Below are 14395 nucleotides of genomic sequence, written 5' to 3' on the forward strand. Positions count from 1 at the left end.
TATGGCGACACTACGGATGCGCAGACCGACGTCTGCACTGTTCTCTCCACTGCGGGCAACCAGCTCATCGGTATCGCTGCGCTGGCGCGTGATGCTGCTCGCGATGTCGATGGTGGCGATGGTCGTGGTGCTGATGGCCGTGGCTTCCTACCTGCTGGTGTCCACGGCGTTGTATCGCGATGTCGACAAGCAGCTCAACGATCGCGCCAACCTGCTCATCGGCAGCGGGCTGCTGTCGGTGGACCCACGTCGCGCCATCGAAGGCACCGCGTACTCCGCCGATGTCAACGCCAAGCTGATCTTTCCGGGGCTCATCACGTTCTCGGCGACACAGCAGGGACAGATCATTCCCTATGGCGCTCCCGAGCAGGCGGTGACCCGTGGCGAGCTGGAGCAGTCGCTGCGCACCGTCAATCATCAACGCGTGCTTGCGCTTAGGCTCGACAATGGCAGCACGCTGATCATGGCGAAATCGCTCGACCCCACCGACACGGTGCTGCGGCGACTGGGCTGGGTGTTGCTGATTGTCGGCGGTGTAGGCGTCGCGGTAGCGGCCGCCGCCGGAGCCGTGGTGGCCGGCACCGGGTTGCGGCCGGTGGCCAGGCTCACCGATGCCGCCGAACGGGTGGCTCGAACCGATGATCTGCGGCCCATCGCCGTCACCGGCAGCGACGAATTGGCACGGCTCACAATCAGTTTCAACACCATGTTGCGGGCACTGGCTGAGTCCCGAGACCGCCAGGCGCGCCTGGTGACCGATGCGGGCCACGAGCTGCGTACCCCGCTGACCTCGTTGCGCACCAATACCGAGCTGCTGATGGCCGCCATGCAACCTGGCGCCCCCCGTCTGCCCGACGAGGAAATGGAAGCGCTGCAACTCGATGTGATCGCCCAGATCGAGGAATTGTCCACATTGGTGGGCGATTTGGTCGATCTGGCGCGTGGTGACGGTGCCGACATCGTGCATGAACCGGTAGACCTGGTCGAGGTGGTCGAGGGCACTCTGGAACGAGTTCGTCGCCGCCGCAATGACATCGAATTCGACGTCGCCATGCGGCCGTGGCAGGTCTACGGAGACGCGGCGGGACTGTCGCGCGCGGTTCTCAATCTGCTCGACAACGCGGCGAAGTGGAGTCCATCGGGCACCACGGTGTCGGTGCGGCTGGCCCAGGTGGACGCCGCGCACGCCGAGCTGGTGATCTCCGATCGTGGGCCCGGGATTCCGCCCGCCGAACGGGATCTGGTCTTCGAACGGTTCTACCGGGCCACCCCGGCCCGGGGAATGCCGGGATCGGGTTTGGGGTTGGCCATCGTGAAGCAAGTTGTGCTCAAACATGGTGGCGCGATCAAGGTCGAGGAGACGGAGCCCGGTGCGGTGGTCGACGGCAGTCCGGCCCCGGGTACGTCGATGCACGTACTCCTTCCGGGCCGTCCCGGACCCGTCGGCCACCCCGATGGGGGAGACACCGCCGGGCGCCGGAAGTCTGCGCCAAACACGAGGGAGATCTCAGTGGATTCTCAGTCCGCTCCGGCAGCGTGGCACCCGAGCTAGTCGATCGTGAACGCCTATGAAGAACGGGTGAGGAAGTACCTATGACCAACGACCCCCACGGCAATTGGGCCTACCGGCCGGCCGGTCACTACTCCGGGCAACAAGCGCCGACTCATCATGCTCAGTCCGGTCACCATTACCAGGGGCAGGCATACGGATACTCGCCGCAGCAGCCGCCGAACCAGCAGCGTCCCTCCCAGCCGCAGAATCAGGGGCCTCGAGGGAAGCGCAGCGGCGGGCTCGTGGTGGGTGCGACCGTCCTGGCTCTGGTCTCCGGTGGGTTGGGCGGAACCGTCGGTGCCGTCGTCGCCGACCGTCAACACAGGGCGCCAGTCGTCACCAGCGCCAGCACCGGTCTGACCCCCATCGCTCCGGGCCGTCAGCCCGCTGCGCAACAGGTGTCCGCGCTGCCCGCGGGATCGGTGGAACAGGTTGCGGCCAAGGTGCTTCCGAGTGTCGTCAAGCTCGAAACGATCATGGGTCGTTCCAGTGAAGAGGGGTCGGGCGTCATCCTCTCGGCCGACGGTTTGGTGCTTACCAACGCGCACGTCGTTCAGGCGGCGGGCGAACCCGGTGCCAAGACCACCGCCACCATCGCGGGCGGTAAGAACTCGCCCTTCACCGTGGTGGGGATCGATCCCGCCACCGACATCGCCGTGATCCGAATCACCGGCGCCTCGGGCCTGACGCCTGTCGCACTCGGCTCCTCCGCGAATCTTGTTGTGGGGCAGTCGGTTGTCGCGATCGGCTCTCCGTTGGGTCTGGACGGCACGGTGACCACGGGCATCGTCAGCTCGCTGAACCGGCCGGTGTTCACCGCGGGACAGGCGGGTAACCAGGACACCGTGCTGGACGCCATCCAGACAGATGCCGCCATCAACCCGGGTAACTCCGGTGGTGCGCTGGTCAACCTGAACGGCGAGCTGGTGGGCATCAACTCCGCCATCGCGACCATGGGTGGAGATTCCAGCGGCGAGACGCAGGGTGGATCCATCGGCCTGGGCTTTGCGATTCCGGTCGACCAAGCCAAGCGGGTCGCCGATCAACTGATCGCCAACGGCCATGCCACCCACGCTTCCCTGGGAGTTCGGGTCGGCAATGAGAAGGAGATCCAGGGCGCCAAGATCGTCGAGGTGGTTGCCGGTGGTGCCGCCGAGAAGGCCGGAGTGCCCAACGGGTCGGTGGTCACGAAGGTGGACAACCGCCCGGTGAACAGCGCCGACGGACTCGTGGCCGCGGTGCGTTCCAAGGCGCCGGGAGACAAGGTGACGTTGACGTACACCGACGGCAACGGCGGACCGGAGAAGACTGTGGATGTGACATTGGGTGAGGTCGCCCGATGACTCAGATGTCCCTGCGAGCCGTTACGGTTGCTTCCATGACAGAGCTTGAGGTGCTACCGGTGGGGCGATCTCTGGTCGTCATCGTCAACGACAGAACGGCCCACGGCGACCAGGACACCAGTGGTCCGCTGGTCACCGAGTTGCTTTCGGAGGCCGGAATCGTGGTCGACGGTGTGGTGGCGGTCGAGGGAGATCTGACGGAGATTCAGAACGCGGTCAACACCGCGGTCATCGGCGGTGTGGATCTCGTGGTGACCGTGGGTGGCACCGGCGTCACCCCGCGCGACGTCACCCCAGAGGCCACTCAGCCATTACTCGACCGTGAGCTGCTCGGCATCGCCGAGGCCATCCGGTCATCGGGGCTTGCGGCGGGTGTCACCGAGGCCGGTCTGTCACGCGGAGTGGCGGGTATTTCGGGAAGCACGCTGGTGGTCAACATCGCGGGAACGCGTGCTGCGGTGCGCGATGGAATGGCCACGGTGACACCGATGGCGATTCAGATCATCGAGCAGCTATCGAGTCTGGAGATCTGATCGGGTGCCGACCCCCGAGGGCCCTGATTGTGACCTTCGCCACAAAAATGGTGAAGGGGGAACAAGTGTCAGCAATGCGGACATCGACAGGATCTTCGGCCAGGCGATGCCGTCTTTGGGTCCAGATGAACGCGATGTGAACGATTCGCGCGGCGTGCACGAAAGTGATCGGTGGTTGCGCGATAACGTGCCGCCCCATCACGGCTAAGGAATTCCCGCATATCGGACGCGTAAATCCGCCAGGTCGCGAAGCCTGGATACCCATTCGGGGTGTCCGTTCCCCCGTGATGCCTCGGCGTTTCCCAGCAAATTGCTCGTTCACCCAATTGTTAACCCGGGGATGTCTTGGGTTCGGCTAACTCCGGCTTCACATACGTGCCAAGAGTTGGGTGAGTCCACCGCGAACAGAACTCACGTTCAGATTGCCGCGTGGACACCGTGCCGATATCGTCCTTCTGTCCGTCGCTTAGGAATTTCTCATGTTCGCCATGAGTGGACTGATAGGAACAGAATGAAGCTGTTGAGCAAGGTGTCGGGCTGGGCCCGCCACGGTCTGTTGGCGGTTGGCGCCCTAGTCATGACTCTTGTTGCTCTCTTTACGACGGCGGCGACGGCGCATGCGGGTTTGGATGATGAGCTGACGCTGGTTGATGGCAAGGGGCGGATACTGCGGATTCAGCAGTGGGACACGTTCTTGAACGGCGTGTTTCCGTTGGACCGCAACCGCCTCACCCGTGAGTGGTTTCATTCGGGCCGCGCGGTCTACGAGGTGACGGGACCGGGCGCCGACGCGTTCGAGGGCACCCTGGAGCTGGGTTATCAGGTGGGTTACCCGTGGTCGCTGGGTGTGGGTTTGAACTTCAACTACACAACCCCCAATACGTCGATTCTTTACGGTATTCCGAACGCCTTCGGCGGCAGCCCGGAAGCCTCCTACATTCAGACCACGAACCTGCTGCCTTCGGCGGGTATCAACGTCGACTTGGGCAACGGCCCCGGCATCCAGGAAGTCGCCACCTTCTCTGTTGCGATCGCCGGCCCCAAGGGTGCCGTTGCGGTCAGTAACGCCCACGGCACGGTGACCGGTGCGGCCGGTGGTGTGCTGCTGCGTCCCTACGCTCGGTTGATCAGTAGCGCCGGTGACAGTGTCACCACGTACGGCGAAACCTGGGACATGAAGTAATTGCCATCACTTAATAGGAATGCCGCCGCCGGACGCTGCGCAGTTAAGAACGGCGCGTAATTACAGAATCTGTGTATCGGCTGTGAGTTAGCTTGCCGGAAACATTCGGGAAACTCGCAGGGATGATTTGGCCGTTACGTTTGGCCCGCTTGGGCAACAATGTGGTCCTGGCGAAATAGGCATTGTCCAGGCGTGTATCCGCCCGAGTATTGAGGGAGCTAAATGAGAACAGGTGGCATCTGGCAGGTCATGCACAACACCCTCATGCGATTGATTCTCGCGGTGGCTGGCGTGGTGGGGCTGGCAGTAATCGGGACGGCGCCCGCGCATGCGGGTTTGGATGATGAGCTGACGCTGGTTGATGGCAAGGGGCGGATACTGCGGATTCAGCAGTGGGACACGTTCTTGAACGGTGTGTTTCCGTTGGACCGCAACCGCCTCACCCGTGAGTGGTTTCATTCGGGCCGTGCGGCCTATGAGGTGACGGGTGCAGGTTCTGACGCGTTCGAGGGGACCCTGGAGCTGGGTTATCAGGTGGGTTACCCGTGGTCGCTGGGTGTGGGTTTGAACTTCAACTACACAACCCCCAATACGTCGATTCTTTACGGTATTCCGAACGCCTTCGGCGGTGGCCCTGAGGCTTCGTACATTCAGACCACGAACCTGCTGCCTTCGGCGGGTATCAACGTCGACTTGGGCAACGGCCCCGGCATCCAGGAAGTCGCCACCTTCTCTGTTGCGATCGCCGGCCCCAAGGGTGCCGTTGCGGTCAGTAACGCCCACGGCACGGTGACCGGTGCGGCCGGTGGTGTGCTGCTGCGTCCCTACGCTCGGTTGATCAGTAGCGCCGGTGACAGTGTCACCACGTACGGCGAAACCTGGGACATGAAGTAATTGCCCAGGCGGGCCGGGCAGAAGAAGTTAGGACGCCTTCTTCTGCTCGGCCAGCAGGTCACGGATCTCGACGAGCAGCTCCGCCTCGGTCTGGGCGGCAGGGTCTTCGCCCGACTTGGCCAAACGCTCCTTGATCGTGTTGTACGGCAGCACCACCAGGAAGTACACGACCGCCGCGATCAGGATGAAGTTGATGGTGGCGGTGATCAGGACGTTGAAGTCCAGATATTGGCCGCCGCCAATCCCAACCTTGAGCGCAGGGTGATCCGAATCGGGGCCGGTACCTATCCGGTTGATCAGCGGCTGAATGACGGCGTCGCTGAACTTGGTGACCAACGCGGTGAAGGCCGCGCCGATGACCACAGCGACCGCGAGGTCAATGACGTTGCCGCGCAGCAGAAAATCTCTGAATCCCTTGAGCATGGTCTGACACTAACGCAAGGTCAGCGTTATCGCTTGTACTAACGCGGTTGCGGCGACACGATTTGCCTGCTGCGGCGGCAATGCGACCATTACCACCCGCTGCGTCCCAATGCCTTTGGTTGATGGCTTCGGCGACACCAGCACCACCACTGCGCCGGTGGCCAGCACGGCGGGTTCGGGCGGCGCGGTGTCCGATGCGCCAGGTCCGTGCTCGGTCACGGTGAGGATGTCGACGATATCTCCGGTGCGGATCATGTCGACGGTGGCGGCGTCGCCCAGTGGCACCGGGACGATGCGCGCATCCTTACCGGCGGCCGACTCGGCCAATCGCGGGCTCAGCACGCGTAAATCGGTGAGCATTTCCCCTCGCCGAACCGGTCCGGCGAGCGTCGCACCCACGATGGTTGACGCGTTGGTGCTGACCCCGTCGGGAAGGATTGTCGAGGAGCGCTTTTCGAGTCGTACATCATCGCCTGTCAGGATCGTGCCGGGATGCAGGTCATGGACGGCGACCATCACCTCGATGCGATCGTTGGCCGGGTCGGGGCGAAATGCCAGCACGGCCGCGAACAGCACCAGGATCGCGGCCGCGATTCGCCGGGCCAATGCTGATCGTGCCCAATCGGGGTGAAGTGCTGCCGATACGCGCTGCAGCGCAGTGGGATCGAGGGGCGAACGGGCCATGCCCTCACGCTAGGACGGCACGCATCCCCACGTCAGTAGGCGGCGTGCCGCTGTGGATAACTCGTCAGCCGGCGGCAGCGGACGCGGTGGCGGTGGATGTCGAGCTGGAGGAACTCGAGGTGCTCGACGTCGATGAGCTGCTCGCCGAGGACTCGGAGGACTTGGATTCACTCTTGCCGCCGGAATCGCTCTTCGAGGCGGCGTCCACGCTGCCCGAGCGGCTATCGGTGCGGTAGAAGCCGCTGCCCTTGAACACGATGCCCACCGAGTTGAACAGCTTGCGCAGCTTGCCAGAGCACTTCTGACACACGGTCAGCGCATCGTCAGTGAACGCCTGGACGATGTCGAACTTGTCGCCGCAGTCGGCACACGCATAGGAATAGGTGGGCATGAGGGGTCCTCCAGGAACTGGCAAGCCATGAAACGCCACTAGCACTCTACCGGTTGGAGTGCTAGGTCCGCCACTGGGCGACCTGGGGATTCAGGCGAGTGTGACCAATCCGTCTGCGGTCAGCGCCTGGGTCACCGGCACATCGTGCGGACCGGCTGGAATGTCCTCGAGTATCTCGCCGACATACAGGGGTGCGATCAACGCCACCGAGGGTGCGGCGAACCTCAGTGATCGGTCATAAAAGCCCGCGCCACGTCCTAACCGGTTTCCCCGCCTGTCCACCGCGAGTGTCGGGATGAACACCAGCTCGGCGTCGGCAAGGGCGGCCGGACCGAACACCGGCGGCGCCGGTTCCCGCAGCCCGAAGGGTGCGTCCATCAGCTCTCCGGGGCGGTACCGACCCCAGCTCAACGCTGTGGGCGTGCCAGTCTCGTCATGACGTGCGACGGGCAGGAGAACCTGGACACCGCGGGTGGCCAGGGCGTCGAGCATCTCCACCGTCCCGGGCTCGGATCCCACCGGTAGGTAGGCGGCGACCACCGAAAGTCCCGAAGTCGCGGTTGCGACATGCGCGGCGAGCGCGGCGTTCTGTTTTTCGCGATCGGTGCGCGACATCGCCCGTCGTGCCTGCACAATCTGTTGCCGCAGCACGTCCTTGATGTTCTCTGGGGTGTTCTGGGGAGAGCCGATTCCGTGACGGTACCGCCTTACCCACGCAATCCCGTGGTCAGTGGTTAGGGTGAGTGGCTATGACGGCCCCTGACGTGTCCATCCCGCGCACCGCCGTGGTGCCCGCCGCAGGTCTGGGCACCCGGTTTCTGCCGGCTACCAAGACTGTGCCCAAGGAACTGCTCCCGGTGGTCGACACCCCGGGTATCGAGCTGGTGGCGGAGGAGGCGGCCGAGGCCGGCGCCGAGCGCCTGGTGATCGTCACCTCGGAGGGCAAGGACGGCGTCGTCGCGCATTTCGTCGAGGACTTGGTGCTGGAAGGCACGCTCGAGGACCGCGGGAAGCACGCCATGCTCGAGAAGGTGCGCCGTGCACCCGGACTCATCAAGGTGCAATCGGTGGTTCAGGCCGAGCCACTTGGCCTTGGGCACGCCGTGGGCTGTGTGGAGCCGGTCCTTGACGACGACGAAGACGCCGTTGCGGTGCTGCTGCCCGACGACCTGGTATGGCCGCGGGGTGTGTTGGAGACCATGGCCAAGGTTCGGGCCAAGCGCGGTGGCTCGGTGCTCTGCGCCATCGAGGTGCGCCCCGACGAGATCAGTTCCTATGGTGCATTTGACGTCGAGATCGTCCCCGATGCCGCCAACCCAAATGTGTTGCGCGTCAAGGGAATGGTGGAGAAGCCGAAGGCCGAGGACGCGCCGTCGAACTATGCCGCGGCCGGGCGGTATCTGCTGGACCGGGTAATTTTCGACGCGCTCAAGCGGATTCCACGGGGTGCGGGCGGCGAGCTACAGCTCACCGACGCCATCGCCTTGCTGATCGATGAGGGACATCCGGTGCACGTCGTCGTGCATCGCGGATCCCGACACGACCTGGGAAATCCTGGCGGCTATCTCAAGGCTGCTGTTGACTTTGCGTTGGACCGCGACGACTACGGTCCGGGCTTGCGGCAATGGTTGGTCGAGCGGCTGGGTCTGGGACCTGCCACGCTGCCGGATTCGGAGTAAGAAAGGCGCCAGTGCGTTCGGTCGAGGAGCAGCAGGCCAAAGTGACGGCGGCTGCGGTCGCGCCGCGCCCGGTTCGGGTGGCGATCGCCGAAGCCCAGGGTTTGTTGTGCGCCGAGGAAGTGGTGACCGCCCGGCCGCTACCCGGGTTTGACCAGGCCGCCATCGATGGATACGCCGTGCGCAGCGTAGATGTGCAGGCGGCCGGTGGCGTGGTGCGGGTGATCAGCCCGGGTGAAGGCGCCCCGGATGAGGAAGACGACCTCGAGGAATCCAGCGGCGAGATCGGAACGGTCGAGTTGCCCGTGGTCGGCACGGTGCGGGTAGGGGAGCGCACCCCCACTCGGCTGCAGCCCCGGCAGGCCGTGCGGGTGCAGACCGGTGCCCCGATGCCCACCTTGGCCGATGCGGTGCTGCCGTTGCGCTGGTCCGAGGGCGGCGAGTCGCGGGTCAAGGTGCTGCGCGCGGTGCGTTCGGGTGACTATGTGCGGCGCACCGGTGATGACGTGCAACCCGGTGATGTCGCGGTCCGCGCGGGCACCATCATCGGTGCCGCGCAGGTTGGGCTGTTGGCCGCGGTCGGGCGTGATCGGGTGCTGGTGCATCCGCGGCCTCGGCTCTCGGTGATCAGTGTGGGCGGCGAGCTCGTCGACGTCGACCGCACGCCCGGCAACGGCCAGGTATATGACGTGAACTCCTATGCGCTGGCGGCCGCGGCCCGTGATGCCGGCGCCGATGTGAACCGGGTGGGCATCGTCAGCGCGGAACCCGCCGCGTTCCGTGAGGTGCTTGAGGGTCAGCTGAACCGGGCAGAGGTTGTCGTCGTCTCCGGCGCCGTCGGCGGTGCCGCCGCAGAGGGGATCCGTGAGGCGCTGTCGGCGCTGGGCGATATGGAGGTCGGGCGCGTCGCGATGCATCCGGGTTCGGTGCAGGGCTTCGGTCAGCTGGGCCGTGACGCGGTGCCGACCTTCCTGCTGCCGGCGAACCCGGTGGGCGCCCTGGTGGTGTTCGAAGTGATGGTGCGCCCGCTGATTCGTCTGGCCCTGGGGCGCAGGCACGCGCAGCGCCGAATTGTCCAGGCGCGCACAGTTTCTCCCATTACCTCTATCGCCGGGCGCAAGGGCTTTCTGCGTGGCCAGCTGATGCGCGATCAGGACACCGGCGAGTATCTGGTGCAGATTCTGGGCGCGCCGGGTGCGTCGTCGCATCTTCTCGCGACGCTTGCGGAGGCCAACTGCCTCGTGATCGTGCCTGCCGAGGTGGAACAGGTTCGTACCGGGGAGATCGTCGAGGTCGCGTTCCTGGCGCAGCGCGGATGAACTTCGCGCGCGAAGACCAGGAGCCCGCATGAGCGTCTGGCGGCAAGAGAGTGCACATCCCGGTTGGCCGATGCCGCTGGGAAAACTGCGTGTGCCCGCAGGAGTGGTTTCGGTGCGGCCCATCCGGTTGCGGGACGGGATGGCGTGGAGCCGGGCACGGCTGGCCGACCAGACGCATCTACAACCGTGGGAACCGTCCTCGGAGGTCGACTGGATGGCGCGGCACGGCGTGTCTTCCTGGCCCGCGCTGTGTTCGGGTCTGCGGGCCGAGGCGCGTAAGGGGCGGATGATTCCGTGCGCGATCGAGCTGAACGGGAATTTCGTCGGGCAGCTGACGATCGGCAATATCGCGCATGGTGCGTTGCGTTCGGCGTGGATCGGGTACTGGGTGGTCAGCACGGTGACCCGGCAAGGGGTGGCGACCGCGGCGCTCGCGCTGGGGCTCGATCACTGTTTCGGGCCCGTCACCCTGCACCGGGTGGAGGCGACGGTGCGGCCGGAGAACGGCGCCAGCCGTGCGGTGTTGTCCAAGGTCGGTTTCCGTGAGGAAGGGCTGCTCAAACGGTATCTCGACGTCGACGGTGCGTGGCGCGATCACCTGTTGGTGGCGATGACGGTCGAGGAAGTGCGTGGATCGGTGGCCGCCATGCTGGTGCGATCCGGAAACGCCGCCTGGGCCTGAGCTCGTTCCTGCTGAGTCTGCGTCTCACGACGCTTTCGGGGGAAGAACCGTCGCGAGACGCAGACTCGCCATCTGAAGTGCTTCGTCGACGCGGCTGACGATCGTGCCGGGGCGGTGCCGAAGCAGTTCTGAGGTCACCCGGATGATCGTCCAGCCTTCATCCGTGAGTGCTGCGGCACGGTCGATGTCCCGGGATCGTTGGCGCGGGTCCGTCCAATGCTGCGCGCCGTCGAATTCGATTCCTACTTTCGTGTCCTCCCACCCCATGTCCACGCGTGCGACGAAGTCACCGAATCCGTCGAGCACTCGTATCTGTGTCTGAGGTTTAGGGAATCCGCTGCGAACCAGGAGCAGGCGAGTGCGGGTTTCTTGTGGTGACTCGGCTCCTGCGTCGACGAGTTCAAGCACTTCGCGTAGGCGCACGACGCCGCGGACGCCGGGATGGCCGGCCAGCACCGCGTGGACCTCGGGGGTCGTCAGGCCGGTCGCGTTCATCAGGGCGTCGATTCTCTCCACGGCGTGGCCGGGGGTCAGTCGCCGCCCGAGGTCGAACGCCGTACGTGCGGGCGTCGTGGCATTCGTGCCGTGGACCTCGGTGATTTCGTTGGCGAGTAACGAATCCTGGTGAACTGTTAATCCGGACGGTGTCCGGTAGTTGTCAAACACGAGTTCAGCTGGTCGATCGCCATCTATCCATTTCGCACCGTGTAGTGCAGATGCTGACAGTCCGGCGACAATGCCCTGGCGTCGCGACCAGTACCAGGCCGCGACGGCTCGTTCGGTCGCCGAGAGCTGCGCATCTCTTGGCACGAATACGCCGGGGTACAGCTGCCGATACAGCCGGCGCATCCGGCGTTCGGAGATTGCACCGGATGCGAGTACGTCGGCCGAGCGGAATGGCCACGGAATGTCCCCCATGGCGCGCAGCGTCCCACCGCGCTCCGACACCCCCGTAGCGAGTCTGCGTCTCGCGACGCTTTCGGGGGAAAAACCGTCGTGAGGCGCAGGCTCGCGAGATATTACTGAGACTGATGTGACTATTGGGGCCTGTGATGCTTGCCCCTGTAGAATTACAGGTGTGTAATTGGTATCGGCGCGCCTCATAACGTGCGCAGATCGCCAACCTAGCCTTGACCTGAGGCTTAAGGCGCAGAGGCACACCTGACGCGCACAGAAAGGAGCAGGCCGAGATGCCGAGCATCCCCCAATCGGTGTTGTGGATCGGACTGGTCGTGCTGTGGCTGTTCGTCCTGGTGCCGATGCTGATCAACAAGCGTGACGTGGTGAAGCGCACGAGCGACGTCGCCCTCGCCACCCGGGTTCTCAACGGGAAGGCCGCCAAGCTACTGCGCCGCACCGGTCCCGCTGCCGGTCACCGTAGTGACCCCGACTTCCGTCGCGAGGACATCGACGAACTCGACGACGAGGACGAAGACTCGACCGGCGTCATCGCCAGCGAGCCCACCGAAGAAGACAAGGACGCCGCGCAGGCCGTCAAGGCCATGGCTGTGCGCAAGGTTCGTCCCGAAAAGTTCGAGACCGACGAGCCGGTAGACGTCGAGGTCATCGACGAGGATGCGACCGCATTGCCTGCGGGCGAGGCCGCGTTGTCCGACGACCTCGAGGATCTGGAAGAGGCGCCCGTCTCCGAAACCGATTCGCGCAGCTATGAGTACGAGTACGTGGACGACACCTCGGGTCTGGCGATCCCTGCCGAGCCGACACGGGAACGGCACCAGGCTCCGCCGGTGTACAGCTCGTCGCGTCGCCGCCGATTCGATCCAGACGTCATGGCCAAGGAGAACGCACGCAAGTTCGCCTTCCGTAAGCGCGTGCTGATGGGTCTGGTCGCGGCAATGGTCATCGCCGGGGTAGTCGCGGCGACCGCGACCAGCACCGCGTGGTGGGCCTGCGGCGGCCTGGGTGTGGCGGCGGTGCTCTATCTGGGCTACCTGCGTCGCCAGACCCGCATCGAGGAGCAGCTGCGTCGTCGTCGCGCCGCGCGTTACCAGCGGTCGCGTGTGGTCGGCGTGGAGAACGTCGCGGACCGTGAGCTCGATGTGGTTCCCCAGCGGTTGCGCCGTCCGGGCGCCGCCGTCCTCGAAATCGATGATGAGGACCCGGTTTTCGAGCACCTGGATTACTACGACGAGCCACGGCAGTACCGCATGCCGCACGCTGTCGGTCAGTAGGCCGGGGCTGACGCTCTTCGCTTCTTACGGCTCATCGCACGATTCGGTCTGACGCGGGACCGGCTGGTAAGGTCTTAGCGTCTTGGGGCTATAGCGCAGTTGGTAGCGCGTCTCGTTCGCATCGAGAAGGTCAGGGGTTCGATTCCCCTTAGCTCCACCAAGAGAACCCCCGGGCGTGCCTGGGGGATTTTCATTTCTGCGGTTCGCCCGGTGATTCGGGCTCTTCCTTGGGCTTGGCCGCACGACCCGGATTGCCGATACGGCGGTTGAGCGCATACACAGGAGCCGCCGCCCGGGCTACCAACGGCGGAATCGCCTGTCGTGCCCTGCGGGTGTTGAAGAGGCCAGCGTTCATACCGATACCGATAAAGGTCATCGCCACGATCACTGCGATCCCGACGAACGTTGTCGTCATACGCCCCACAGTATCGTCAAGCGCTGACCTGTGCGTCGAGGCTGTGGCGCCGGCCGTCAGGACCGCGAGAGGCGCCGAGCGCCAAGCCAACCGATCCCGGCGACCGCAGCGGGCACCCCGAACACCGCCAGCAACACGGGTAGTTCTTCGGCGACGCCGTACCCGGCCTCAAACACGCCCACCCCCATGTTGAACGCGGCAACGCCGGCCCAGGCGACAAGGAAGTGCGTGACGGCTGTCTGTATGCCGACCTTCTTGACCAGTGCGCCGACGGCGAGAAACGCCAGTGCTGCGATAACTCCGACGATGATGATGATCGCGGTCCGGCTCATAGCTGTGAACTCTAGGTCATCGGATGCTGGACGGGGCAATGTCGAACGCGCGGCTGAAGGCGTAGGAGAAGGCGGCGGGTGCGGCATAGCCGAGCCGTCCGGCAACCTGGGTGACCGACTGCTGCCGTAGCAGCGGAACCGCTGCGAGTAATCGCGCCCGCACCCGCCACGCCGCCGGGCTCATCGCGACCTCATCACGGAACCGGCGAGTCAGCGAGCGCTCGCTGGTGTTCAGTCGGTGCGCCCATTGAGCATTGGAAATCGACACGTCTGGAGCGTCGAGGTACTCGCGACACAGCCGAGCCAGATCGGGTGACCGCGGCATGTCGACATGCAACGGCAGCGCGGTGAAGGATGCCAGTTCATGCAGTAGGAGTGCGGTAAGTGCTCTGTCGCGTCCGGCGAGGTCGCAGTCGGCGGCCAGATCCGCTGCCGCGCCCAGTAGTTCGTGCATCAATGGGCTGACGTCGACGACCACGCACGACGTCGGCCACCACGGGACGGCCGACGGCTCGATGTAGAGGCTTGCGGTGCGCACCTCCAGCATCCGGACTCGATGGCGAGTGCGCGCGGGGATCATGACGGCGCGACGAGTGGGCACTGTCCAGGTTCCGGCGTCGGTGTCCACGATCATCGTCCCGGTGGATCCGTAGAGGAACTGTGCACGTCGATGCTCATGCCAATCCAGCAGCTGGCCGTTGGTGTAGTCGGTGGCGATGGGCAGCACATCGCGGGGCAGATGGTCGACATCGGCGAGCGGCACATTCCGCATCCCC

18 protein-coding genes and 1 tRNA gene are annotated in these 14395 nt (G+C 64.9%); 11 read left to right on the forward strand and 8 right to left on the reverse strand.

Going from position 1 to position 14395, the window contains the following annotated elements; genetic code table 11:
• Window position 1: 1 nt before the first annotated feature.
• The 6 genes from MSTE_RS05180 (at window position 2) to MSTE_RS05205 (ending at window position 5505) form a co-directional block, all read left to right on the forward strand.
• On the forward strand, window positions 2-1552 hold the full coding sequence (locus MSTE_RS05180; RefSeq protein ID WP_096499515.1) for a HAMP domain-containing sensor histidine kinase: 1551 nt from the start codon (window positions 2-4) through the stop codon (window positions 1550-1552).
• A gap of 41 nt (window positions 1553-1593) precedes the next feature.
• Complete coding sequence (locus tag MSTE_RS05185; RefSeq protein WP_096499517.1) at window positions 1594-2895, forward strand: S1C family serine protease; 1302 nt, start codon at window positions 1594-1596, stop codon at window positions 2893-2895.
• Window positions 2892-3428 carry a MogA/MoaB family molybdenum cofactor biosynthesis protein gene (locus MSTE_RS05190; protein ID WP_070943063.1) on the forward strand — a complete coding sequence of 179 codons (537 nt, stop codon included), beginning with the start codon at window positions 2892-2894 and terminating at the stop codon, window positions 3426-3428. Before MSTE_RS05185 ends, MSTE_RS05190 begins: the two co-directional genes overlap by 4 nt.
• A gap of 4 nt (window positions 3429-3432) precedes the next feature.
• Window positions 3433-3636, forward strand: a complete 204-nt coding sequence (locus MSTE_RS25440; protein ID WP_096499519.1) for a hypothetical protein — start codon at window positions 3433-3435, stop codon at window positions 3634-3636.
• Between the two features lie 369 nt (window positions 3637-4005).
• Window positions 4006-4611 carry an MspA family porin gene (locus MSTE_RS05200; protein WP_408645908.1) on the forward strand — a complete coding sequence of 202 codons (606 nt, stop codon included), beginning with the start codon at window positions 4006-4008 and terminating at the stop codon, window positions 4609-4611.
• Between the two features lie 264 nt (window positions 4612-4875).
• Window positions 4876-5505 (forward strand): MspA family porin, encoded by a 630-nt coding sequence (locus MSTE_RS05205; protein WP_231897069.1) that lies wholly within the window; start codon window positions 4876-4878, stop codon window positions 5503-5505.
• A 27-nt stretch (window positions 5506-5532) separates the two neighbouring features.
• On the opposite strand, the gene mscL is transcribed toward MSTE_RS05205, so the two are convergent.
• The 4 genes from mscL to MSTE_RS05225 form a co-directional block, all read right to left on the reverse strand.
• The gene (gene mscL / locus MSTE_RS05210; RefSeq protein ID WP_096499525.1) at window positions 5533-5928 is read right to left on the reverse strand and encodes a large-conductance mechanosensitive channel protein MscL; all 396 of its coding nucleotides are present in this window, start codon (window positions 5926-5928) and stop codon (window positions 5533-5535) included.
• A gap of 9 nt (window positions 5929-5937) precedes the next feature.
• Complete coding sequence (locus MSTE_RS05215) at window positions 5938-6612, reverse strand: SAF domain-containing protein (RefSeq protein ID WP_096499527.1); 675 nt, start codon at window positions 6610-6612, stop codon at window positions 5938-5940.
• Window positions 6613-6676: 64 nt separating this feature from the next.
• A complete protein-coding gene (locus tag MSTE_RS05220; RefSeq protein ID WP_096499529.1) occupies window positions 6677-7003 on the reverse strand; it encodes an FmdB family zinc ribbon protein in 327 nt (108 codons plus the stop codon).
• A gap of 90 nt (window positions 7004-7093) precedes the next feature.
• The gene (locus MSTE_RS05225; protein WP_231896999.1) at window positions 7094-7654 is read right to left on the reverse strand and encodes a 5-formyltetrahydrofolate cyclo-ligase; all 561 of its coding nucleotides are present in this window, start codon (window positions 7652-7654) and stop codon (window positions 7094-7096) included.
• 98 nt (window positions 7655-7752) lie between these two features.
• Between MSTE_RS05225 and MSTE_RS05230 the strand changes: the two genes are divergently transcribed.
• From MSTE_RS05230 to MSTE_RS05240, 3 genes are read left to right on the forward strand one after another with little or no spacing between them, the layout of a single operon-like run.
• A complete protein-coding gene (locus MSTE_RS05230) occupies window positions 7753-8682 on the forward strand; it encodes a UTP--glucose-1-phosphate uridylyltransferase (protein WP_096499531.1) in 930 nt (309 codons plus the stop codon).
• An 11-nt stretch (window positions 8683-8693) separates the two neighbouring features.
• On the forward strand, window positions 8694-9998 hold the full coding sequence (gene glp, locus MSTE_RS05235; RefSeq protein ID WP_096499533.1) for a molybdotransferase-like divisome protein Glp: 1305 nt from the start codon (window positions 8694-8696) through the stop codon (window positions 9996-9998).
• A 28-nt stretch (window positions 9999-10026) separates the two neighbouring features.
• Window positions 10027-10680 carry a GNAT family N-acetyltransferase gene (locus MSTE_RS05240; RefSeq protein ID WP_044104202.1) on the forward strand — a complete coding sequence of 218 codons (654 nt, stop codon included), beginning with the start codon at window positions 10027-10029 and terminating at the stop codon, window positions 10678-10680.
• 24 nt (window positions 10681-10704) lie between these two features.
• Here the strand turns inward: MSTE_RS05240 and MSTE_RS05245 are convergent, their stop codons facing one another.
• Window positions 10705-11598: a DUF559 domain-containing protein gene (locus tag MSTE_RS05245; protein ID WP_096505461.1), complete on the reverse strand. Its 894-nt coding sequence runs from the start codon at window positions 11596-11598 to the stop codon at window positions 10705-10707.
• Between the two features lie 272 nt (window positions 11599-11870).
• Between MSTE_RS05245 and sepX the strand changes: the two genes are divergently transcribed.
• Both sepX and MSTE_RS05255 read left to right on the forward strand, forming a co-directional pair.
• A complete protein-coding gene (gene sepX, locus MSTE_RS05250) occupies window positions 11871-12872 on the forward strand; it encodes a divisome protein SepX/GlpR (protein ID WP_096499535.1) in 1002 nt (333 codons plus the stop codon).
• Window positions 12873-12956: 84 nt separating this feature from the next.
• A tRNA-Ala gene (locus MSTE_RS05255) sits at window positions 12957-13032 on the forward strand.
• Between the two features lie 30 nt (window positions 13033-13062).
• On the opposite strand, the gene MSTE_RS05260 is transcribed toward MSTE_RS05255, so the two are convergent.
• Genes MSTE_RS05260 through MSTE_RS05270 form a run of 3 tightly spaced genes read right to left on the reverse strand, consistent with a single transcriptional unit; the run spans window position 13063 to window position 14391 of the window.
• Window positions 13063-13287: a hypothetical protein gene (locus tag MSTE_RS05260; RefSeq protein WP_046252744.1), complete on the reverse strand. Its 225-nt coding sequence runs from the start codon at window positions 13285-13287 to the stop codon at window positions 13063-13065.
• Window positions 13288-13343: 56 nt separating this feature from the next.
• The gene (locus tag MSTE_RS05265; protein WP_096499537.1) at window positions 13344-13619 is read right to left on the reverse strand and encodes a hypothetical protein; all 276 of its coding nucleotides are present in this window, start codon (window positions 13617-13619) and stop codon (window positions 13344-13346) included.
• Window positions 13620-13635: 16 nt separating this feature from the next.
• Window positions 13636-14391, reverse strand: coding sequence for an AraC family transcriptional regulator (locus MSTE_RS05270; RefSeq protein ID WP_096499539.1), 756 nt, complete (start codon window positions 14389-14391; stop codon window positions 13636-13638).
• Window positions 14392-14395: the final 4 nt, after the last annotated feature.

The sequence above is a fragment of the [Mycobacterium] stephanolepidis genome (genome assembly GCF_002356335.1).
Lineage (GTDB): Bacteria > Actinomycetota > Actinomycetes > Mycobacteriales > Mycobacteriaceae > Mycobacterium > Mycobacterium stephanolepidis.

Excerpts from the sequence above, each read along its gene's own strand:
- MSTE_RS05240 (WP_044104202.1), top strand. The coding sequence starts at position 10,027 with ATGAGCGTCTGGCGGCAAGAGAGTGCACATCCCGGTTGGCCGATGCCG.
- MSTE_RS05180 (WP_096499515.1), top strand. The coding sequence starts at position 2 with ATGGCGACACTACGGATGCGCAGACCGACGTCTGCACTGTTCTCTCCA.
- MSTE_RS05205 (WP_231897069.1), top strand. The coding sequence starts at position 4,876 with ATGCGATTGATTCTCGCGGTGGCTGGCGTGGTGGGGCTGGCAGTAATC.
- MSTE_RS05245 (WP_096505461.1), bottom strand. The coding sequence starts at position 11,598 with ATGGGGGACATTCCGTGGCCATTCCGCTCGGCCGACGTACTCGCATCC.
- MSTE_RS05270 (WP_096499539.1), bottom strand. The coding sequence starts at position 14,391 with ATGCGGAATGTGCCGCTCGCCGATGTCGACCATCTGCCCCGCGATGTG.
- MSTE_RS05265 (WP_096499537.1), bottom strand. The coding sequence starts at position 13,619 with ATGAGCCGGACCGCGATCATCATCATCGTCGGAGTTATCGCAGCACTG.
- MSTE_RS05200 (WP_408645908.1), top strand. The coding sequence starts at position 4,006 with ATGACTCTTGTTGCTCTCTTTACGACGGCGGCGACGGCGCATGCGGGT.
- MSTE_RS05220 (WP_096499529.1), bottom strand. The coding sequence starts at position 7,003 with ATGCCCACCTATTCCTATGCGTGTGCCGACTGCGGCGACAAGTTCGAC.
- MSTE_RS05215 (WP_096499527.1), bottom strand. The coding sequence starts at position 6,612 with ATGGCCCGTTCGCCCCTCGATCCCACTGCGCTGCAGCGCGTATCGGCA.
- sepX (WP_096499535.1), top strand. The coding sequence starts at position 11,871 with ATGCCGAGCATCCCCCAATCGGTGTTGTGGATCGGACTGGTCGTGCTG.
- MSTE_RS05190 (WP_070943063.1), top strand. The coding sequence starts at position 2,892 with ATGACTCAGATGTCCCTGCGAGCCGTTACGGTTGCTTCCATGACAGAG.
- MSTE_RS05185 (WP_096499517.1), top strand. The coding sequence starts at position 1,594 with ATGACCAACGACCCCCACGGCAATTGGGCCTACCGGCCGGCCGGTCAC.
- MSTE_RS05260 (WP_046252744.1), bottom strand. The coding sequence starts at position 13,287 with ATGACGACAACGTTCGTCGGGATCGCAGTGATCGTGGCGATGACCTTT.
- MSTE_RS05230 (WP_096499531.1), top strand. The coding sequence starts at position 7,753 with ATGACGGCCCCTGACGTGTCCATCCCGCGCACCGCCGTGGTGCCCGCC.
- mscL (WP_096499525.1), bottom strand. The coding sequence starts at position 5,928 with ATGCTCAAGGGATTCAGAGATTTTCTGCTGCGCGGCAACGTCATTGAC.